20 protein-coding genes are annotated in these 21,283 nt (G+C 56.2%); 11 read left to right on the top strand and 9 right to left on the bottom strand.

The genetic code is table 11. From position 1 onward, the window contains the following. Positions 1 to 225: 225 nt before the first annotated feature. The 6 genes from H6B31_RS11305 to H6B31_RS11285 form a co-directional block, all read right to left on the bottom strand. Positions 226 to 1,803 carry a recombinase family protein gene (locus H6B31_RS11305; RefSeq protein WP_204898609.1) on the bottom strand — a complete coding sequence of 526 codons (1,578 nt, stop codon included), beginning with the start codon at positions 1,801 to 1,803 and terminating at the stop codon, positions 226 to 228. A 44-nt stretch (positions 1,804 to 1,847) separates the two neighbouring features. Next, positions 1,848 to 1,982, bottom strand: a complete 135-nt coding sequence (locus H6B31_RS17550; protein WP_275960425.1) for a hypothetical protein — start codon at positions 1,980 to 1,982, stop codon at positions 1,848 to 1,850. A gap of 104 nt (positions 1,983 to 2,086) precedes the next feature. Then, on the bottom strand, positions 2,087 to 3,019 hold the full coding sequence (locus tag H6B31_RS11300; protein WP_204898608.1) for a hypothetical protein: 933 nt from the start codon (positions 3,017 to 3,019) through the stop codon (positions 2,087 to 2,089). A 52-nt stretch (positions 3,020 to 3,071) separates the two neighbouring features. Continuing rightward, positions 3,072 to 3,356: a hypothetical protein gene (locus H6B31_RS11295; RefSeq protein WP_204898607.1), complete on the bottom strand. Its 285-nt coding sequence runs from the start codon at positions 3,354 to 3,356 to the stop codon at positions 3,072 to 3,074. A 133-nt stretch (positions 3,357 to 3,489) separates the two neighbouring features. Then, positions 3,490 to 4,290, bottom strand: a complete 801-nt coding sequence (locus H6B31_RS11290; RefSeq protein WP_204898606.1) for a hypothetical protein — start codon at positions 4,288 to 4,290, stop codon at positions 3,490 to 3,492. Positions 4,291 to 4,305: 15 nt separating this feature from the next. Beyond that, complete coding sequence (locus H6B31_RS11285) at positions 4,306 to 5,439, bottom strand: site-specific integrase (RefSeq protein ID WP_204898605.1); 1,134 nt, start codon at positions 5,437 to 5,439, stop codon at positions 4,306 to 4,308. 382 nt (positions 5,440 to 5,821) lie between these two features. On the opposite strand from H6B31_RS11285, the gene H6B31_RS11280 reads away from it, so the two are divergent. From H6B31_RS11280 to H6B31_RS11270, 3 genes are read left to right on the top strand one after another with little or no spacing between them, the layout of a single operon-like run. Further along, complete coding sequence (locus H6B31_RS11280) at positions 5,822 to 6,811, top strand: Fic family protein (protein WP_204898604.1); 990 nt, start codon at positions 5,822 to 5,824, stop codon at positions 6,809 to 6,811. A 57-nt stretch (positions 6,812 to 6,868) separates the two neighbouring features. Then, a complete protein-coding gene (locus tag H6B31_RS11275; protein WP_204898603.1) occupies positions 6,869 to 7,855 on the top strand; it encodes a ParA family protein in 987 nt (328 codons plus the stop codon). After that, entirely contained in the window at positions 7,852 to 8,730 is an 879-nt protein-coding gene (locus H6B31_RS11270; protein WP_204898602.1) for an SIR2 family protein, read from the top strand. Before H6B31_RS11275 ends, H6B31_RS11270 begins: the two co-directional genes overlap by 4 nt. Before the next feature lie 126 nt (positions 8,731 to 8,856). Here the strand turns inward: H6B31_RS11270 and sigK are convergent, their stop codons facing one another. Beyond that, positions 8,857 to 9,504: an RNA polymerase sporulation sigma factor SigK gene (sigK, locus tag H6B31_RS11265; protein WP_204898601.1), complete on the bottom strand. Its 648-nt coding sequence runs from the start codon at positions 9,502 to 9,504 to the stop codon at positions 8,857 to 8,859. Positions 9,505 to 9,627: 123 nt separating this feature from the next. Here sigK and recQ point away from each other — a divergent pair, with 123 nt between their 5' ends. Then, positions 9,628 to 11,475, top strand: coding sequence for a DNA helicase RecQ (gene recQ / locus H6B31_RS11260; RefSeq protein WP_204898600.1), 1,848 nt, complete (start codon positions 9,628 to 9,630; stop codon positions 11,473 to 11,475). 45 nt (positions 11,476 to 11,520) lie between these two features. On the opposite strand, the gene H6B31_RS11255 is transcribed toward recQ, so the two are convergent. Further along, entirely contained in the window at positions 11,521 to 12,120 is a 600-nt protein-coding gene (locus tag H6B31_RS11255; protein ID WP_204898599.1) for a GNAT family N-acetyltransferase, read from the bottom strand. Between the two features lie 185 nt (positions 12,121 to 12,305). On the opposite strand from H6B31_RS11255, the gene H6B31_RS11250 reads away from it, so the two are divergent. From H6B31_RS11250 to H6B31_RS11235, 4 genes are all read left to right on the top strand, one after another. Then, positions 12,306 to 13,082 carry an enoyl-CoA hydratase-related protein gene (locus tag H6B31_RS11250; protein WP_204898598.1) on the top strand — a complete coding sequence of 259 codons (777 nt, stop codon included), beginning with the start codon at positions 12,306 to 12,308 and terminating at the stop codon, positions 13,080 to 13,082. 232 nt (positions 13,083 to 13,314) lie between these two features. Next, the gene (locus H6B31_RS11245; protein ID WP_204898597.1) at positions 13,315 to 15,306 is read left to right on the top strand and encodes a fructose-1,6-bisphosphatase; all 1,992 of its coding nucleotides are present in this window, start codon (positions 13,315 to 13,317) and stop codon (positions 15,304 to 15,306) included. A 287-nt stretch (positions 15,307 to 15,593) separates the two neighbouring features. After that, positions 15,594 to 16,085, top strand: a complete 492-nt coding sequence (locus H6B31_RS11240; RefSeq protein WP_204898596.1) for an RNA polymerase sigma factor — start codon at positions 15,594 to 15,596, stop codon at positions 16,083 to 16,085. Further along, complete coding sequence (locus H6B31_RS11235; RefSeq protein WP_204898595.1) at positions 16,075 to 17,037, top strand: hypothetical protein; 963 nt, start codon at positions 16,075 to 16,077, stop codon at positions 17,035 to 17,037. The genes H6B31_RS11240 and H6B31_RS11235 overlap by 11 nt, the downstream gene beginning before the upstream one ends. A gap of 64 nt (positions 17,038 to 17,101) precedes the next feature. Here H6B31_RS11235 and thrS read toward each other — a convergent pair whose 3' ends face one another. Further along, positions 17,102 to 18,868: a threonine--tRNA ligase gene (gene thrS / locus H6B31_RS11230; RefSeq protein WP_204898594.1), complete on the bottom strand. Its 1,767-nt coding sequence runs from the start codon at positions 18,866 to 18,868 to the stop codon at positions 17,102 to 17,104. 642 nt (positions 18,869 to 19,510) lie between these two features. On the opposite strand from thrS, the gene H6B31_RS11225 reads away from it, so the two are divergent. The 3 genes from H6B31_RS11225 to H6B31_RS11215 all read left to right on the top strand — a co-directional run bounded on the left by H6B31_RS11225 (position 19,511) and on the right by H6B31_RS11215 (position 21,170). Then, entirely contained in the window at positions 19,511 to 20,323 is an 813-nt protein-coding gene (locus tag H6B31_RS11225; RefSeq protein ID WP_204898593.1) for a 5-bromo-4-chloroindolyl phosphate hydrolysis family protein, read from the top strand. Positions 20,324 to 20,431: 108 nt separating this feature from the next. Further along, entirely contained in the window at positions 20,432 to 20,881 is a 450-nt protein-coding gene (locus tag H6B31_RS11220) for a hypothetical protein (RefSeq protein WP_204898592.1), read from the top strand. A 31-nt stretch (positions 20,882 to 20,912) separates the two neighbouring features. Next, on the top strand, positions 20,913 to 21,170 hold the full coding sequence (locus H6B31_RS11215; protein WP_204898591.1) for a hypothetical protein: 258 nt from the start codon (positions 20,913 to 20,915) through the stop codon (positions 21,168 to 21,170). The last annotated feature ends 113 nt before the right edge of the window (positions 21,171 to 21,283 follow it).

The raw sequence follows: 21,283 nt of genomic DNA, 5'->3' as shown, positions 1-21,283 counted from the left end.
AATTTTTTCAGCTCTTTTCTATTTTGACCAAAAAGATTCATTTTCCCTCAAAATTGTTATTACTTTAACGATTTTTCCCTGTCTCCGTCTTTCTTTTGCAGGTTTTCCTGCGTTTTCTCCCCCTCTCAGTCCGGCCGCCAGTCCTCCATCGCCTCTTCCAATTTTGCCAGCGCCCGCTTTTCAATGCGGGATACATAGCGCCGCGCCTATTGTAAACGATGCCCTTTAAGAAATTGCCTCCAGTTCGTGGAAGCGGAATTTTATAATGATCTCTTTTTCCTCGGTCAGCTCCACCCGTTCAATGAGGCTGACCAGCAGTTCCCGACTCTCCCCGGCAGTTTCGATGAACCGCTGTACCAGTTCCCTGGCTCTGTCCTCGCTGCGGACGGGGCTTTTTTGACGCAACTCCAGTTCCTGCTGTTTCTCCTCCAGCCGCTCCCGCTCCAGCTTGATCCGGCCGAAGATGCGCTGGAAGTCCGCCTCGGGCAGCAGCCCGATGAGCCGGTCGGTGTACATCCGGTCCAGGTTGGCGGTGAGGCTGTCGATCTTGGATTGGAGTGCTTGGAGCTCCGTCTCCAGGCTGCTCTGCTTTCTGGCATTCTCCACGGCTTCCTGAGCCGCTGGCAGCAGATCATCTGGATTCAGGTAGACCTGACAGACTTCCCGTACTTTGGCAATCACCGCATCGGTCACCGTTTTTTCCTTGATGGAATGGCAGGTGCAGACCCCGGCCTTGGTGAACCGCTGATAGGTGCGGCAGACAAAGTACAGCACATCCTCACCCCTGGCGTTTTTCCGGTTGAGGACCGCCAGAGGGTAGCCGCACTCGTGGCAGAAGATCAGCCCCTTCAGCAGGAAGTCATAGGTCCGGCTCCGGGTGTGCCTGCGGCTGTTCACCAGCATCCGCACCTTCTGAAAGGTCTCCGCATCCACCAGTGGCTCGTGGGTACCCTCCACCACCACCCAGTTGGCCGGGTCTTGCTTCAGGCACTTCTTGGATTTATAGCTGATCTTCACGCTGCGCCCCTGCACCATGTTGCCGATGTAGGTCTCATTTTGGAGCATGTCGGAGATCCGTTCACTGCTCCACAGTCCGGTGTAGGGGCCGGGTCTCGCCACTGGGAGATTAGCGTAGGTTGCCGGGGTAGGTACTCCCTCCTGGTTGAGGAGGGTGGCGATATTCCGGCAGCTCATACCAGAGAGGGCCAGGGCGAAGATTCGCCGCACGACAGGGGCCACTTCCTCATCAATGACGATCTTGTTTTTCTCCGTTGGGTGCATCTTATAGCCATACACCGGCTTACCGCCGATAAACTGCCCCTTCCGCTGCTTATCCCGCTTGACCGATTTGATCTTCTTGGAGATATCCTTGGCATACATGTCGTTCATGATGGCACGGAAGGGTGTGATGTCGTTGGCGGTGGAGTCTACCCCGGTGTCGATGCCGTCCAGCAGGGAGATGTACCGCACCCGGTGCTCCGGGAAGTACCGCTCCATGTAGTGGCCGGTCAGGATGTAGTCCCGGCCCAGTCGGGAGAGGTCCTTGGTGATGACCATGTTGACTTTCTTCGCCTCGATGTCCGCAATCATCCGTTGGAAGGCCGGCCGGTCGAAGTTGGTGCCGCTCCAGCCGTCGTCCACGTAGGTGTCATAGACGCTCAGCCGGTGCTGCTGTACAAACTCCCGCAGCAGGGATTCCTGGTTCTGGACGCTCTGGGATGGCCCCTCGCTCTCATCCTCCTTTGATAGTCTGATGTATAAAGCCGCATGGTAATCCATGGGATTGCTTATCTCTAAGTACATGTGATACCTCCTGAGATAAGCGGCCATTCATCGCCACAACCATACTACATCTGCGGGCGAATATCCAGGGCAACCAGCTCTTTTTTCAGAAAAAAGTGAAAGGATTCCCGGATCAAATCCACTACCAACGGCCCGGCTTCAGAATACGTGCAGGAAACAGAAAGAGTCTTTTCTTTCATGACACACCTCCTCGGTGGATTCTATGCGCCAGTGTTTGTTAACTTGCGCCTGAGCGCAAAAAGGAGCCCGTACCGATCATCGGTACGGGCTAAAATCACTATGCTCACTCATGTTTAGGGGTATATCGGTTTAATATCAGTTTATGCCTGTAGGCAAGGCTGGCAGTGTTCGCTATATTTCGCTTCACATCGCTTGTGCTATGGCCGGCCCGCAACAGTTTCATACGGCGTTCTACATGGCCGTTTTCCAGATAATAATTTGTGGAAACAAAGAGCAGATTCCGGGTCAAAAGAAATTCCAGAATTCCCATGAGTTTCGTAACATTTCGGGTAACAGACTTGAAAGAATCTACGATCAGGACTCCATTGGAATCAGCCGAAAGCATTTTTAGATACTCCACCAGAGGCGGCTCAATCTCAGGAGAATACCCGTCATACACACCTACAACCAGTTTACCAGGTTCCGCTGTTCCTTCAGCGCCGTCATCGATCCCGTCCAAATAATAAGGTGCCTTGACTTGGACCGGGGGATAATCAGCTGTTTTCCCACGCACTCCAGCCAAACACTGTAAAGACGCCCATGCAACGGGATGTTCCTCCGCAAGTTTCAGGTATAGATCTCGTTTTGTGCTGAGTTTTGCCTCACTGCACAGTTCAGCAAAATCCTGCTTGCTGAAATACCGAATCGCCTCAGAGGTGATCTCCTTGACGTCCTTACTGTTGAGAATCTGGCTCAGCCCTGCTTCTGGATAAGTATCGCTCTGGATCGTTTCTATTGGACTGTTCCTGATGGCAACGACCACAAAACAGCGGACCTCTATTTTGGCTGGCGGCTCATAAAAACTTCCCTCCTCCATGCCAAGGAGGAGCACTGTGTTTCGAAACGCCCGGTCATTCCAATGACGCAGAAGAGAAGTCATTTGGGTATGGATCGTACTGACCGTATACAGCAAAAACTGCTCAGTTACCCCATAGCCCCGCAGTCGTGGCGTAAGAATATGATTCAGGTAGTAAGAAACCGCATCCATAGTCGTCATATCCTTTTCAGGAAGTTTTTTCTATTGTGACACAGTTTCCGACAGATTTCAACTAAAAACCGAAATATACACAGCCGTTTTTGGGAATGTCGTCATCCACCCCAATCTGTATCTCCTGAGAGCCAAACGCTTCCTGTTGATGTTCCTGCACAAAGTACACATCCATTTGCGGGATCTGGGCTTGATGTGATAACGGAAATCGCTCCCTATTTTCGATCAATACGAGGCCCAAATCGTCTGCTTGCGCTTGCTGCATCAAGCGGAGGAACACCTCGTCCGGTTTTTCAAGATCAAATTCTCCCACATGAAAGAAGCAGTGCTCAATGGTTCGTCCCATCCGGGCTGCCTCCTGAACCAGCCGGTCATGCTGCCTCCACAGTTCCCGATGTACCTTTTCCTTCATCATGCCGCTCGGTATATGGCAAAAAATTGACGCGAGTTTTTCCATAAGCATCTCCCCTTTCCTAAGTTTATTTTATTGTTATTTCATCAAGTCGTCTGTCGAACGACGTCATGCCATCGAGAAATGCGCTCATGTACTCGTAACTGGCTTTGAACGCTTGCTCTGACAGTCCCAGTATGGGTGTTTGCAACTCCGGATACCGGCTCATCACCGCCAGCATGAAGGTGTCTGCAAAGACATCCTGAAGTTGTAGTATGGTAAGGGCATCAGGCTCTGTCCCCAGTCGGCGCAGGAGTGTCACAAAGGACGAAGGAACTTGATCCATGGCTCCGGTTTCTCTGATATGGAGCAGATGGCCTAATTCATGCAGCAAAACAGGAATGGGCGAAAGGCTTTCCTCCCGCATCCGGTACATGCAGATGCATCCCCGTATTCCATCCGGCATGAAAACCGCCGTTGTTTCCCCGTTTAAGGTTTCATGCTGGGCATCGAAAAGCAGGACTTCAATTGGCTGCGCAGGCGACACTTTCTGTGTGTAGCAGAAAACCTGATCCGCCATTTGAAATACCGTGTCGGCCTGCTCCTCCGTCAAGGCAGGCGTGTCAGATGGCCAAAACTGACCGGAAAATTGATACAGCGCCTCGATACAGGGGACAATTCCAAGTTCACGGTTCATGTTTAATATCCACTGGGCATACCGGGCAACGGCATCCTCTCGGTAGAGCATATAACCTGTCCCGGACACATACGCAGGACGCTGTGAAAATATCCGCTTTGCAAATGCTTCTACGGCACTTTCGTCTCCTTCATCCCATCTTGTCAGTGCCGCTTCTGCTTCCTCAAAGAGTGTCAAGAGATCAAAAGGCATACCGTCCTCCTTGTGTCATAGCATCATTTGCAAAATCGTGTCAGCATTTCGCTCCTTATGTGCATATTCCAAATGAGAATATAGATCCGCTGTGGTGGAAATGGTACTGTGTCCCAGCCACTGCTGTATTTCGATCAGAGGTACACGAGCAGAGATCAGCAGATTGGCACAGCTGTGTCGCAGATCATGGAATCGGATTCGCCGCAAATGATTCTCCTTGATGATACGTTGAAACTGTTCTGATAGGGTATCCGGCATAATCAGTTTTCCATTCTTATTTACGCAGATATAGTCCTCATGAGGCGGCGATTGTGAACCATATCGCTGCGTAGCATGTCCCCGAAGGAGTTTTGCTATATAAGGCATGAGAGGCAGGGTCCGAAAACTGGATTTTCGTTTCACTCTGTCTGCCGCGATGATTTGCCGGCGGCCATGGATTGAAACCACCGTGACAGTATGGGAAATGGTGAAACACCGCTGTTCAAAGTTAACCGCCCCCCAGCGCAATCCCAGGATCTCACTGCGCCGCAGTCCATATAAGACGGCAAAAGCAATCGGTAGTTCCAAGGGAGCTCCCTGGATCGCATTGAGGAGTTTTCGACATTCTTCTGGAGAATAGCAGTCGGAAACGGATGGCTCTTTTTTCGGACGGGGAATACGGTCCGTTGGATTTTCCATAATCAAACCCCGTAATTTGGCCTCCTCCAGTGCCTTGCGCAAAAGCACATGGTAGTGCAAAACGGTATTTCCTGTCAGTCCCTTTCCATATAAAAAATGGTAGTAATCCAAGATATCAGATGACTTTAGTTTGGCAAGTTCTATACGACGTTCCTCAAAATAAGGCGCGATCCGGTTTTGAATACATTTCTGATATTCTGTATATGTCCCCACGGATACTTTTCCGTGGAAGTTTTTGACCCATGAGACCAGATAATGACTGAAAAGAATGCCGAAATTCCGTTTCTGCATCTCCCAAAGATCTGTATAGTCCCGCCGGGCAGCCCACAGCATTTCCTCTGCCTTTCTTTTGTTCCCATCTGCCCGCAGGTGAGTCGCAAGCCACTTTGGTTTGGATTTCCCCGACTCATCCCGTACTCGAAGGGTCATATACCAGTATCCATTCTTTTTCGTCAAACTTCCTGAGAGCATCTTTGTACCTCCCTACTTTATTTTGGGAGGCTTCCCTCCCGCCGTGGGAAGTACTATATCAGTTTTTTCTACACAATTGTCAAAGTGGGCACAACCGGTCAGATTCGAAATCAGTTTGAGAATAACTTCGGTGCATGGGTTCGAATCTCTCCCCACCGCCAAGCCCGCTGCTGTTGGTTCAGCTCTTTCCATGGCTGCACATCTTATGTAAATATTCTACATATATGACAATTCCAAAGAAGCCTCCGAGAAAAATAAAGTCAGACTTTATTTTTCTCGGAGGCCTCTTTAAAGTTGACTTGTCATGGCCTTGCACTTTTGATTGATGAAATGAGTGATGCGTGGTATAATAAAAACAACGATTGACCCAGTGAGGTGCTACATGAGAAACCAAAAACCTCCCTTTGAAATCACAAACCAAATCATCGACTATGTTGCGGAGATTGCCGAGCTGATAGGCCGTCTGAATGCATCCCCTCTTCTTTCCACAAATCCTACCCTGCGCCGTGCCAACCGCATCCGCACCATCCATGGTTCCTTGGCTATCGAGCAAAATACCCTTTCCTTGGAGCAAGTAACTGCTGTGTTGAATGGTAAGCATGTCCTGGCTCCCCCCAAGGACATTGCCGAAGTCAAAAATGCCTATGAGATTTATGAGCGGTTGGATGAACTTGATCCCTACTCGGTGGACGATCTGTTGACTGCTCATGACATCATGACCAGAGGATTGGTGGAGGAGTCCGGCGTGTTTCGTACCCGACCTGTGGGTGTGGTAGACAGCGAAGGGCATGTCCTGCATTTTGGCACTCTGCCGCAGTATGTCCCAGATTTGGTCATGGAGCTGCTGGACTGGGTAAAGACCAGCGAGGTACACATGCTCATCCGCAGCTGCGTGTTCCACTACGAGTTTGAACTGATCCATCCCTTTGCGGATGGAAATGGACGTGTGGGCCGCCTGTGGCATACCCTGCTGCTTTCCAAATGGAATCCGGCCTTTGCCTGGCTCCCGGTGGAGTCGATCATCCATGACCGCCAGCAGGAGTATTATGATGCCATCAATGCCTCCAACGACGCGGGAGAGTCTACGGTATTTATCGAGTTCATGCTCTCAGCCATCAAAGCATCGCTCATGGATGCCATCAATACGAGCGATGAAATGAGCGATGGGAAATTGGATAAGGCCACACTCCGCTGGAACAAGATTCAGGAGTACCTGAAAACCCACGACTATATTATGAATGCCGATGTGCGGGAGTTGTGTGGAGTGTCAGCGGCGACGGCGAATCGGATTCTTGCATGTATGGTGACAGATAGAAAACTTGTAAGATACCATAAGGGGGGTCATTGGATGTATACACCAAAGTTACAATAAGTATATAGTAATAGCCATTATGATTTGAAAGAGGGAATTAGAATATTATCTATTGCAATGTTTAACAATAAAGGCGGTGTCGGTAAAACTACCCTCCTTTGTAACCTCGCCAGCTATTTACAAAAAGACTGTGGGAAAAAAGTTTTGGTAGTTGATACTGATCCCCAGTGTAATAGTACAACATACGCCTTGGACGAAGACTCGTTTTACGACGTTTATTATGAACCAAAACTTTTCACAATTAGCGATCTTATTCCACCACTCAAACGTGGTAAAGGTTTCATAGATAAATTTGATGCCATCCATTCTAATGGATTTGGATTTGATTTAGTGCCTGGAAATCCAGCACTTGCAACGTGGGAAGATTTTTTATCAAGCGATTGGGGTGATGTCGCAAAAGCTGAAATCCGAGGAATCCGCACAAATATGTTGTTTATTCATTTTCTATCCCTTTGTCAACAGTATGATTATGTTTTTTTTGATATGGGACCCTCGTTGGGCGCTATAAATCGAGCTGTTCTTTTAGCGTGTGATTATTTTATCACACCTATGTCATCAGATATATTTAGTCTATTAGCATTAGAGAATATTGGCGTGTCTATTGACAAATGGCGCACCGATTTTAATGCTGCATTTGAACGCATTGGTCAAGACGATCGAGAAGATGTTGAACACCTAAAGTGTAGTTGTTCTATTAAATTCTTGGGTTATGTCGAGCAACAGTATATAACCAAAACAGATTCCGGGACAAAACGTGCAGTACGTGCCTATGAAGCCATTTTAAAACAAATTCCTACAGCAATGGAAGAAAAAGTTGTAACGCCCATCAACTCAGATAAATATGGTGCAGTCGATTATAAACTCGGATCCATTCCGAACTATTATAGCTTAATACCCATGTCTCAAAATGCACATAAACCCATTTTCTCTCTATTAAATGCTGATGGTGTTGTTGGTGCACACTATCAAAAAGTAAGCGATTTCAAAAGCTTGATGGCCGGAATCGCGAACCGCTTCTTCGAAAATTTGGAGGCTATCAAATGATTAGATGGCCAATTGAACTTATTGACGATATAGCCAAACGTAATTCCGTTCTTTATTTGGGCTCCGGTATTTCTGCTGCTTCAAAAAACGATAGTGGCAAGTCACCTGCAACATGGCGTAAATTCTTAGAAGACATTCTTGATGCGCGCCAAGAGAAATTAAAAACCTGCCATGACACAATTAAACAACTTCTCGACAGAGGAAACTATTTAACAGCTTGCGAGATTATTGTTCGGCATTTAGGCGAACGTGATTTTGGTGAATTAGCAGCTGATGAGTTTCGGCGTCCTGGATATCGCCCAAATGAATTGCACAAAATTATCTTTTCCCTTGACTCACGCCTTGTTATTACACCCAATATTGATAAAATATATGATCAATATGCAACAACACAATCGAATGGTACTGTAATTATCAAAACTTATCGTGATGATATTGCCCGTTACTTGCGTGCTCCAGATTATCTGATTATAAAAGCACATGGCACCATTGACGATACAGATCATATTGTTTTTACACACGGTCAGTACAGTAGGGTTCGTAATGACCATGCTGCGTTTTATCGAATGTTAGATGCTCTTTTACTTACTCACACGTTTATTTTTTTGGGTTGCGGAATATCGGATCCTGATATCCAACTCGTTTTGGAAAATTTAAATTTTTCTTTCCCAGGATGTCGCCCACATTACATGGTAATTCCTGCAAATAATCTTTCGAAAGATGAATTAAACTGCATTGCAAACAATAGGAATCTGGAATTTCTCACATACGAAAATCCTGATGGAACGCATTCTCAACTATTAGAAAGCTTAATAGACCTTGACAAAACTGTAGCGGAAAATCGCCAAGAAATTGCTGGCTTAATTTCCTGGTAATAAAATCGATGAATAACCGCTTATCTCCCTAAAATCTTCACCATTTACAATAACCGCGGTGCTACTCCCATTCATTATCGAAGTCCAGAAGCCTTGTCCCACAAGGCTTTCCGGGCTTCGTTTACATTAGCGGCGGCGGGATACATACGACCGGCTGATGCCGCACTGGGCGGCGATCTCCCGCTGGGTATGCGGGGCCTGACCGCCCAGTCCATAGCGCAGGGTGATGATCTTCCTCTCCCGGGGCGACAGACAGCTCTGGACACACTCCCGCACCTTCTCGCAGGCATCCCGGGTATCCAGCTCCTCCAGCATGTCATCATCCACAGCGATCACATCCATCAGGGAAAGGGAACTTCCATCCCCTCCCGATTCCAGCGTCTCTGTGAGGGATACCTCCCCCTGCAGCTTCTTCTGGGCCCGGAAGTGCATGAGAATCTCGTTTTCAATACACCGGCTGGCATAAGTTGCCAGCCGGACGTTTTTATCCGCCTTAAAGGTGGAGATCCCTTTGATGAGTCCGATGGTGCCGATGGAGATCAGGTCGTCCTGGTCCCCTGTCTGGGCGTAGTATTTTTTCACGATATGGGCCACCAGCCTCAAATTATGTTCCACCAGGATGTTGCGGGCCTCCAGGTCCCCCTGGGCGCAGCGCTCCAGGTATTCCCGCTCCTCCGCCGCCTTCAGGGGGCGCGGGAAGGAGCCTCCTCCCCCAGACAGGCGGAGGGTAAAAAACAGGCTGTGCAGCATCAGGTAGATTACCGGCGAAAACATGGGCAGACACCTCCTGCCCCACTGTATTCTCCTCCAGCTCGTCCCTATGTTCCATTTTGAAAAAATATGCTATACTGTACCAAATAGTTTAAGGTTGTCCGGCCTGAGGCGGAGGAATTGACCATGGACCAATATGAGATTTTAAAGCATTATTTCGGCTATGACCGCTTCCGTCCGGGGCAGGAGCGGCTGATCGGGGCGATCCTCTCCGGGCGGGACGTTCTGGGGATCATGCCCACCGGGGGCGGAAAATCCCTGTGTTACCAGGTCCCCGCTCTGATGCTGCCCGGGATCACTCTGGTGGTCTCCCCCCTCATCTCTCTGATGAAGGACCAGGTGACCGCCCTGCGGAAGGCCGGGGTGGACGCCGCCTACCTCAACAGTACGCTGTCCCCGGACCAGATCCGGCTGGTGTACCGCCGGGCCTATCAGGGGGCCTACAAGCTGCTGTATATCGCGCCGGAGCGCCTGAACGGCGAGGGGTTCGCCGCTCTGACCCAGGAAATGCCCGTCTCTCTGGTGGCGGTGGACGAGGCCCACTGCATTTCCCAGTGGGGACAGGACTTCCGCCCCAGCTATCTGAAGATCTCCGAGTTCCTGCACACTCTCCCCCGCCGCCCGGTGGTGGCCGCCTTCACCGCCACCGCCACAGCACAGGTGCGGGACGACATTGCGCAGCGCCTGGAGCTGGAGAATCCCCTGTGCAAGGTCACCGGTTTCGACCGCCCCAACCTGTTCCTGGACGTGCGGAGCCCCCAGCGAAAGCTGCCCGCCCTGCTGGAACTGGTTCAGGAGCGGCGCGGGAAGAGCGGCATCATCTACTGCGCCACCCGCTCCGGCGTGGAGAAGGTCTGCGCCGCCCTGTGCCAGCGGGGCATCCCCGCCACCCGCTATCACGCAGGGCTGGACGAGGAGGAGCGCCAGGCAAATCAGGACGACTTTCAATTTGACCGCAGGCCGGTCATGGTGGCCACCAACGCCTTCGGCATGGGCATTGATAAATCCAATGTGAGCTATGTCATCCACTACAACATGCCCAAGAGCCTGGAGGCCTATTACCAGGAGGCGGGACGGGCTGGACGGGACGGGGAGCCGGCGGACTGCATCCTCCTCTACTCCGCCGGCGACATCACCACCGCCAAATTTCTGCTGGAGAACAGCGGCAACGAGGAGCTGGATGAGGAGGAGCAGGAACAGGTCCGCCGCCAGGACCAGGCCCGGCTCCAGGCCATGATCGGCTACTGCCGGACCTCCGGCTGCCTCCGGTGCCGCCTTCTGGACTACTTCGGGCAGGAACACGGCCCGGCCTGCGGAAACTGCGGCAACTGCCGCGGGGAGTACCAGCTCCAGGACATCACCGTCCCCGCCCAGATGATCCTCTCCTGTGTGCACCGGGTGAAGGGCCGGCTGGGCTACTACGTGGGAAAAACGCTCCTCGTCCAGGTCCTGCGGGGCAGCCGAAACCAGCGGGTGACAGATCTGGGCCTGGACCAGCTCTCCACCTACGGTCTTATGAGGCAGCTCCCGGCGGAACAGGTCCGGACGCTCATGGAATTTCTGGAGTCGGAGGGCTATCTTCGCACCAACCCGCTCCACGCCACGCTGGAACCCACCCCAGCCGCCGCCAAGATCCTGTTTCAGGGGGAAAACCTCTCCATGCCGGTGCGGAAGGACCGGGCCGGGGAGGCGCGGCGGGCGGGCCGCAAAAAAACAGCCGTCCACTCCCCTGCCCCCGAGGCGGAGGACCTGTTCTCCGCCCTCCGGGCCGTCCGGACCCGGCTGGCGCAGGAGGAAAACGTCCCGGCCTATGTGGTGTTCTCCAACGCCACTTTGGCGGACATGGCGGAGAAGGCCCCCCGTACGATGGATGAATTTCTGGACGTGACGGGGGTTGGAGAAGTCAAGGCCGCCCGGTACGGGGAAGAATTTCTCCGGGCCATCGCAGAGTATCAGGACCAGGAGCGCCCATAGGACGCCCCTGGTCCCAATGCCTGTGGGCCGAAGCGGCTCCCCGGATCACTGGAGAAGCTCCAGGACCGCTCCCCGCTCCAACAGCTCTGAAAAGGGGACCACCTCCAGGGGCCGCTCCGGGTGGGAGCCCAGCAGCTTCTCCATCCAGACCATGTCGTACCACCGGCCGAATTTATAGCCGCACTTGTGGAACCGCCCCACCAGCTGATAGCCCAGCCTGGCGTGGAAGGCGGCGCTGGCCCCAGTGAGGTAGGGGTCCCCCTCCTGGGCGGGGTCGGCGATGCAGGCGTTGAGATTCTGGATGTGCTGGGCGGCCAGACAGCGCTCCAACGCCTGATACAGGGCCCGGCCCAGCCCCCGGCCCCGCTGGTCCTGCCGCAGGTAGATGGTGGTCTCCACCGACCAGTCGTAGGCGGCCCGCTCCTTGAAGGCTCCGGCGTAGGCGTACCCCAGCACCTCACCCCCGGACTGGGCGGTCAGATAGGGGTACCGCTCCAGAATGCGGCGGATTCGCCCGGCGAACTCCTCCGGAGTGGGGACCTCATATTCAAAGGTAATGGCGGTCTCCCGCACATAGGGGGCGTAGATGGCCAGCAGGGCGTGAGCGTCCTCCGGCACGGCGGGGCGGATGGTAACAGCTTCCATAGGGCCTTCCTCCAGCGTAATCAAGTTGGCCCCATTGTAGCACTCTTTCCGTTTCCGGCGCAAGGGAGTTGGGAAAAAGTCCTTGTTTCCCTTGCCCTGGCCGGGGGTTTATTGTATAATGGCACCAGTACGACAGCATCCAATCCATTTACATAACAACAGAACTCAAAAGGAGGAACTTTCCCATGGCTTTTGTAGACTTTGAACAGCGCGGCCCCATCGGGGTCATCACCATGAACCGTCCCGAGGCCCTGAACGCCCTGAACGACCAGGTGCTGAAGGATCTGGACGCCGTCCTGGACGCGGCGGAGGCCAACGACGAGGTGCTGGTGCTCATCCTCACCGGCGCGGGCCGCTCCTTTGTGGCCGGGGCCGACATCGGCCAGATGAAGGATTTTACTCCCGTGCAGGCCAAGCAGTTCGGCATGTACGGCAACAGCGTGTTCCTGAAGCTGGAGAACTTCCCCAAGCCCGTCATCGCTGCGGTGAACGGCTTTGCCCTGGGCGGCGGCTGCGAGCTGTCTATGGCCTGTGACATCCGTCTGGCCAGCGAGAAGGCCAAGTTCGGCCAGCCCGAGGTGGGCCTGGGCATCACCCCCGGCTTCGGCGGCACCCAGCGCCTGGCCCGCATCGTGGGGGTGTCCAACGCCATGGAGCTGATCCTCACCGCCAAGAACATCAACGCCCAGCAGGCCAAGGAGATCGGCCTGGTCAGCCACGTCTATCCCCCCGAGGAGCTGATGGACAAGGCCATGGAGCTGGCCCAGGCCATCGCCGCCAACGCCCAGGTTGCCGTGCGCCAGTCCAAGGCCGCCATCCGCCGGGGCCAGCAGACCGACATGTACACCGGCGCCGCCTACGAGGCGGAGGCCTTCGCGGTGTGCTTTGCCACCGAGGACCAGAAGGACGCCATGACCGCCTTTGTGAACAAGGAGAAGGTCACCTCTTTCAAAAACAGATAAGCTTAATGTCCCAAGCCGCCCTTCCGGGCGGCTTGGGCTTTTTTATCCCCATACACAAGGCACTGTGTGGATAACTTTCTGCTTCCATGGTTGAAGAAAGATTGAAGCGGTAGAAACCTCGGAGAAAAGAGACTGGTAGCACAGGTTAAATGTTGGAAAACTTCTTGCAAGCACAGCATAAACGTGCCATAATGGGGATACCCGACCCGGCATATCAAAAGGAGGCAATGGAATGAAGCGGAAAAAGACGTTTTCTCAGGAAGAACTGCGCTATTTGAAGCTCCTGGCCCAGCAGTACCCCACAGTACAGGCGGCCAGCAGCGAGATCATCAACCTCCAGGCCATTCTGAACCTGCCCAAGGGCACGGAGCACTTCATCTCCGACCTCCACGGGGAGTACGAGGCCTTTCTCCACATCCTGAACTCCTGCTCCGGCGTCATCAAGGAGAAGGTGGACGATCTGTACGCCGCCACCATCTCCAAGGCGGACCGGGACGAGCTGTGCACCCTCATCTACTACCCGGAGGACAAGCTGGAGCAGCTCCACGAAGCATATGAGGATATGGACGAGTGGTACCGCATCACCCTCCACCGCCTCATCGAGATCTGCCGGTGGGTGTCCTCCAAGTACACCCGGTCCAAGGTGCGCAAGGCCCTTCCCAAGGACTACGCCTACATCATCGACGAGCTGCTGCACACCCACTACGACGAGACGGACAAGCGGGACTACTACGAGAACATCATCTCCACCATCATCGACCTAGGCCAGGCCGACCGGTTTATCGAGGCTGTGTCCGCCGTCATCAAGCGCATGGCGGTGGACCACATGCACATCGTGGGGGACATCTTCGACCGGGGGCCCCGGGCGGACATCATCATGGACTCCCTGCTGGACTACCACAGCGTGGACATCCAGTGGGGCAACCACGACATCCTGTGGATGGGGGCGGCCTCCGGCTCCCGCACCCTGGTGGCCACCGTGCTGGCCAACTCCATCCACTACAACAACCTGGAGGTCATCGAGACGGGCTACGGCATCTCCCTGCGCCCCCTGTCCGTCTTTGCCAACGAGGTCTATAAGGACTGCGACGTCCACCGCTTCGCCGTGAAGCTCACCGGCCCCGACGCCGACCAGTACAGCGAGAAGGATAAGCTGCTCTCCGCCCGGATGCATAAGGCCATCACCATCATCCTCTTCAAGCTGGAGGGGCAGAAGCTGCTGCGCCACCCGGAGTACGGCATGGCCGACCGGCTGCTGCTGGACAAGATCGACTACGAGCACAAGTGCATCACCATCGACGGGGTGACCTACCCCCTGGAGGACACCGACTTCCCCACCGTGGACCCCAAGGACCCCTACACCCTCACCCCGGAGGAGAACAGCGTCATCGATCAGCTCACCGCCTCCTTCCAGCGCAGTGAGAAGCTCCAGAAACACGTGCGCTTCCTATACTCCAAGGGGAGCCTCTACAAGGTGTTCAACGGGAATCTGCTGTTCCACGGCTGCATCCCCATGACCGAGGACGGGCAGCTGCTCACCCTCACCCTGGGGGGCAAGGAGCGGAAGGGCAAGGAGTTCTTCGACTATGTGGACACCGCCGCCCGGCAGGCCTACTACTTAAAGCCCGGCTCCGATGAGCGCAGGCTTGGCATGGACCTGCTGTGGTTTTTGTGGGCGGGGCGGAACAGCCCCATCTTCGGCCGGGACCGGATGACCACTTTCGAGCGACGGCTCATCAAGGACGAGTCCGCCTGGACCGAGCCCAAGAACGCCTACTACACCCACTACCAGGACCCCGCCGTGTGCGACCTGCTCCTCAAGGAGTTCGGCCTGGAGGGGCCCCACTGCCACATCATCAACGGCCACATCCCGGTGAAATCCAAGAAGGGGGAGAGCCCCATCAAGGGGGGCGGCAAGCTGCTGGTCATCGACGGCGGCTTCTGCCGGGCCTATCAGCCCACCACCGGCATCGCCGGGTACACCCTCATCTATAACTCCTGGGTCATGCGCATCGTCTCCCACCAGCCTTTCTGCGGCCGGAAGGAGGCCATTGAGGAGAACAAGGACATCGCCAACAGCTCCCAGGTGTTCGAGCGGATGGAGAGCCGCCTGAAAATCGCCCAGACGGACATCGGCCGGAAGCTCCAGGCCCAGTCCGACGACCTGCGGAACCTGGTGGAGGCCTTCAAGGCCGGCGCGGTGCTGGAGGATCACAGAGAATAACGGAAAAAAGTGCGGGCCTGTGGCCCGCACTTTCAGTTTGCCGAAAAACCTCTATTAAGAGGAATCCGCCCGAGTTATGGCGGGGGAGCTCGAGGGGGCGGCAGCCCGCCTCGAGTGGGATCGAATGCTCCGAACACCTTGCACGGCAAGGTGTTCGGCGAGCACAGCGAGGACTTTTGCGCCGCACAGCGGCGCAAAAGTAACAGCATTTTTTAAAAACTTGGGAACCATTTCTCTCTCAAACCCATCTATATAGTGTCCGGACAAATGAGAGGAGGCGGTGGACGATGAAGGAAGACCATGGGGAGCGGCAGGAATTTGCCGCCCTGGTCCAGGCCCACAGCCGCGCCCTGTTTCGGGCGGCCCGGGCGCTTCTGGACAGCGACGCGGCCGCCGAGGACGCGGTGGGGGAGGCCGTCCTGCTGGCCTGGCAGGCCTTTCCCAGGCTGCGGCGGCGGGAGTCGGCCCGGGCCTGGCTGCTGAAAATCACGGTGAACTGCGCCTATGACCAGCGCCGCCGGGCGCGGCCCACCGTCCCCCTGGAGGAGGCGGCCTGTGCCGCCGCCCCCGTCCAGGAGCCCCTGGGGCTGTGGGAGCTGGTCCAGGCCCTGCCGGAGGAGCAGCGCCTGGCGGTGACGCTCTACTACTACGACGGCCTGTCCGTGAGGGAGATCGCCCAGGTGCTGGGGGCGCCCCAGGGGACCGTCAAATCCCGCCTGTCCCGGGGCCGGGACAAGCTGCGGGAGCGTTTGCGAGAGGAGGGTATCTATGAGCTTTGATCCATGGGACCGGGAGCTGCGGGAGCGGGCCCAGAGGGAGGACTGCCCCATCCCAGAGGGATTTTCGGCGCGCTTGGAGGAGCAGCTGGAGCAGCTGCCGGAGCGGAGCGGGGACCGGAAGTGGGGAAAGCGGCGGATTCTGGTGCTGCTGGCGGCCGCCCTGGCCCTGACGGCCTGCACCGCCGGGACGGTGGGCATAGCCCTGCGGCAGAATACCATCCGGCAGGTGAAGAACGAGGGGGCCGGCCGCTGGGAGGTCATCAAGGCGGAGGAGGCCGGAGAGCCCACCCCGGAGGTGCACGTGCGGGAAAATCTGCCTGGTGACTATGAACCTTTACCTCTGGAGCAGGTGTTGGAGAATATGTCCGAGCTTGGGTATACGCTGGTGAGCCGCGAGCAGGGCGGCCCGGAGGACGACTGGAGGGAGCGCTGCATTTGGGAGGACGGCCAGACCGAGACCCAGACCGCCTTCTACTGGGCGGACTCCATGGCCGATCTGGAGTCCTTCTGGCCCGAAGTGGTCCCCCACGCCTTCTGGCTGGACGGCCAGTACACCCCGTCCCCCATGGGCATGTCCTATGGCTATGACGCGGACCTGGCTACCGGGGAGGTCTGGAGGCGCTGTTTCAGCGGAGAGTATACGGGGGAGGACGGGGCGGCCTTTGAATTTATCTTTAACTATAATGCCCGGTATACCTGGCCGGACTGGTACTCGGTGGACCTGACAGGACAGGAGTACCAGGAGCAGTACGAGACCAAGGACGGGGCGGTGGTGTCCATTGAGATCATTCCGTCGGTCACGGGAAAATCTGTCTTTTATACCGCCATCAGCACAGAGCACACGATCTGCACGCTCCACGGCACCCAGATGGAGCTGGAGGAGATCCGGGACATCCTGGACCACCTGGAGCTGTCCCAGCTGCTCACCTACCAGCCGGAACCAACCGAATAGACGTAAAAGCAGGCCCCCCGGAACGCCGGGGGGCCTGCTTTGATAAAATCGAATTTGGGTTTGATTACCGGATCACCTTGGTGCGCACGTCCTCGGCGATGATGGCCTCGAAGCCGGCCAGGGACATGGCGCCCTGGTCCTCGCCGGAGCGCAGGCGCAGGGAGACCGTTTCATTCTCCATATCCCGGTCGCCCACCACCAGCATATAGGGGACCTTCTCCAGCTGGGCCTCCCGGATCTTCTTGCCGATCTTCTCGCTGCGGTGGTCCACCTCCACCCGGTAGCCGTTCTCATCCAGCTGTTTGGCGATCTGGTCGGCGTACTCAGCGGCCCGGTCGGTGACGGGCAGGATCTTCACCTGGACGGGGGCCAGCCAGGCGGGGAAGGCGCCGGCGAAGTGCTCGGTGATGACGCCGATGAAGCGCTCGATGGAGCCCAGCACCACACGGTGGATCATGACGGGGCGGTGCTTCTGGCCGTCCTCGCCGGTGTACTCCAGCTCGAAGCGCTCGGGCAGCTGGGAGTCCAGCTGGATGGTGCCGCACTGCCAGGTGCGGCCCAGGGAGTCGGCCAGATGGAAGTCCAGCTTGGGGCCGTAGAAGGCGCCGTCGCCCTCGTTGATGACGAAGTCCTTGCCCATGTCGGTGATGGCGTCCTTCAGGATGTCCTGGTTGTGCTCCCACTGCTCCACGGTGCCGATGTGGTCCTCGGGCATGGTGGACAGCTCGATGGTGTAGCTCAGACCGAAGGTGGAGTACACCTCGTCAAACAGGCGCACCGTCTCCTGGATCACGTCCTTGAGCTGGTCCTGGGTCATAAAAATGTGGGCGTCGTCCTGGCTGAAGCAGCGCACCCGAAACAGGCCGTGGAGGGCGCCGGACAGCTCGTGCCGGTGGACCAGGCCGATCTCACCCACCCGCAGGGGCAGGTCCCGGTAGGAGTGGGGCTCGCTGGCGTAGACCAGCATGCCGCCGGGGCAGTTCATGGGCTTGATGGCGTAGTCCTCGCCGTCGATGACGGTGGTGTACATGTTCTGCTTGTAGTGGTCCCAGTGGCCGGAGCGCTCCCACAGCTGGCGGTTCAGGATAATGGGGGTGGAGATCTCCACATAGCCGTACTTCTTGTGGATCTGACGCCAGTAGTCCAGCAGGGTGTTCTTCAGCACCATGCCCTTGGGCAGGAAGAAGGGGAAGCCGGGGCCCTCGTCCCGGAGCATGAACAGGCCCAGCTCCTTGCCCAGACGGCGGTGGTCCCGCTTCTTGGCCTCCTCAATGCGCTGCAGATAGGCGTCCAGCTCGTCCTTCTTGGGGAAGGCGATGCCGTAGATGCGCTGCAGGGTCTCCCGGTTGGAGTCGCCCCGCCAGTAGGCGGCGTTGCAGGCGGTGAGTTTTAATGCGTTGCCCTTCACCCGGCCGGTGGAGTCCAGATGGGGGCCAGCGCACAGGTCGGTGAACTCCCCCTGCTTGTAGAAGGAGATGTGGGCGTCCTCGGGCAGGTCGTTGATGAGCTCCACCTTGAAGGGCTCGCCCTTCTCCTCCATGAACTTCAGAGCCTCAGCCCGGGGCAGCTCGAACCGCTCCAGCTTCAGCTTCTCTTTACAAATCTTCCGCATCTCCGCCTCGATCTTCTCCAGGTGCTCGGGGGTGAAGGCGAAGGGAGCGTCCATGTCGTAGTACCAGCCCTCGTCGATGGAGGGGCCGATGGCCAGCTTCACCTCGGGCCACAGGCGCTTCACCGCCTGGGCCATGATGTGGGAGCAGGTGTGCCAGTAGGTCTGGCGGTACTCGGGATTTTCAAAGGTAAATTCGTTGTTTTTCACTTCTTCGGACATGATTCCTGACTCCTTTCCAAATCTAGCTCCCCCCTGGTGGGGGAGCTGTCACGCGAAGCGTGACTGAGGGGGGGGACACCCCCTCCGGCACTTCGGGCCACCTCCCCCGTCAAGGGGGAGGCTTTTTATTTTCGGGGCAAAACAAAACGCCTCACCCCTGAGTGTGTCAGGGGTGAGGCGTAACAATTCCATACGTCCCACGGTTCCACCCTGCTTACGGCCTAAAAACAGGCCGTCGCTTGTGACCGCTGTAACGGGCGGGCCCGGCATAGCTTTCTGCCAAACAGAACGCGAGGGCAGAGTGGAGGTCCATTCTGCATTCTGCATTCTGCATTCTGCATTCGCCAGCGGCTCTGGAGTGGTACCGGCTGCAAAAGCTCGCAGGACGCTTCCAGCCTCTGCGTCCCTCTCTGGGCGGATTTTGCGGCTTCTTCTCCATCGTTGCCGATTTGACACGGGTACTATATCACCGGGGAGGAGAATTGTCAAGGTGGGAAATTGAAACATCGGATATCCCCGTGGGGAAAAGAGGCACTTTGCCTGAAATCCAGGGAATTTTCTTGACCCCCTACCGGCGGAATGATACAATGGGGGCAAGATATCCGGTCCTGAACAGCACATTGGCCGGAGGAGGAAACTGCCATGGCAAAGCATGTAAAGCGTTCGGTAATCCCCATCTATCTGGTGGGGGTGGTGTGGCTGGTGTTCGGGCTGGGCCTGCGCCTGTACCAGCCGGTGGATTATATCCTGTGCGCCCTGGTCTCGGTGGCCGCGTTTGTGGTGGGAAAGGCCATTTTCCCGGATAAGAGCTACCAGATCGCCGGCGGGGAGGACGAGGAGGAGAAGAAGCAGGCGGAGCAGGAGGCCCAGAAGCGCGCCGAGGAGGCCCACGCCGCCCGGGAGAAGGCCCAGGCGGAGCGGGAGGAGCGGCAGCGCCGGGAGCAGGAGGAGAAGGCCCGCCAGGCCCAGCAGGCCAAGAGCAGCGGCAACCCGGAGATCGACAAGCTGATCCTGGAGCGGGAGCGGGCGCTCTCTGAAATGCGCCGCCTTAACGACAGCATCGAGGACGAGACCATCTCCGCCCAGATCGACCACCTGGAGGAGGTCACCCGGCAGATCATCGACCAGGTGATCCAGGAGCCCAAAAAGCTCCCCCAGATCCGCCGGTTTTTGAACTACTTCCTGCCCACCACCTTGAAAATTCTCAACGCCTATGACCGGATGGACGCCGTGGGCATCTCTGGGGAGAATATCGACGCCACCAAGGCCAAGGTGGAGGCCATGATGGGCACCATCGTGAAGGCCTTCGACAAACAGCTGGACTCCCTCTTTGGGGCGGAGGCCATGGACATCTCCACCGACATCACCGTCATGGAGAACCTGCTGGCCCAGGAGGGGCTGGCCGGACCGGAGCGGCCCAAGGCCTCCGGAGAGGGGACCACGCTGGGGCTGTAACAGGAGCGCTGTACGGCTCTGCGGTATGTTTGAACGGACAGACAGAGGTGAAATCCAACCAATTCCAAGCAGAAAAGTAGGTTCTGAGGCGAAGCGGGAGGGATTCAAATGCGGCAAGGTTCCGAAGTGCGGTGGATTTTACTCGCGTGTGCCGTGCTTAACTGCCTGGTCATCCTGCTCAGTGTGGGGGAATACCGGGGAATGGTCTCCGACGGCATATACGACGCCCTGATTTCTGCCGGGTCAGACCCCAATATTCAGCTGGAGAGCCTGCGGGGCTATCAGTTCCGCTGGCTGATTCAGGGACACGGCGCGGTGGTCTTTTTCCTCGGCTTTTTGTGGGGAAACCGGGCGGTGACCCGCGTGCCCTGTCTGGTGTTTTCCGCCCTGGGCGCACTGTGGCTCAGTACGCCCCTGTGGTTTCCCGTGCAGGGGGTGCAGATCTCCGTGTGGTTCCTGATTGTAGCTGCATATCTGGGGGGCGCTGCCTATCTGTGGTGGAAATACCGCAAAAACCGGCGGGAGCAGTCCGATTTCCTTTCAAAGATTTTTCCATAAAACTATGATGTTTCAAGGAGGAACTGCAGGAATGGAACCGGAAAAGCACCCTCCAAAGGAAATGGGAAAGCCTGGACGGCTGGTACAGGCAATCATTTGGACCATCTGCGCAGTGCTGTTCGGTGTGCAGCTGCGGCAGGCGCTGCTGTATGGGACCGCGTCTAACGCCCCGGGCTGGCCCTTGTGTGCCCTGGCAACCGCGGGAAGCGCACTGTGCGCAGTTTGCTGGCTGATCAGCTGGCTGCGGTATGATAAAATTCATTTAAAAGAATCAAATCAGGATATTTAGGAGGAACACGACCATGAGCGATAATCTGGATATGACCCCGCATCTGACTCTGACGCCCGAGGCGGACGCGGCTGCGGCCGCCCAGAAAAACATCGCCTCCTTCTCGGAGAACG

Source organism: Pseudoflavonifractor capillosus (assembly GCF_016899775.1).
Taxonomy (GTDB): domain Bacteria; phylum Bacillota; class Clostridia; order Oscillospirales; family Oscillospiraceae; genus Lawsonibacter.
The sequence above is the reverse complement of the archived record's forward strand: the minus strand, read 5'-3'. Positions and strand labels throughout refer to the sequence as shown.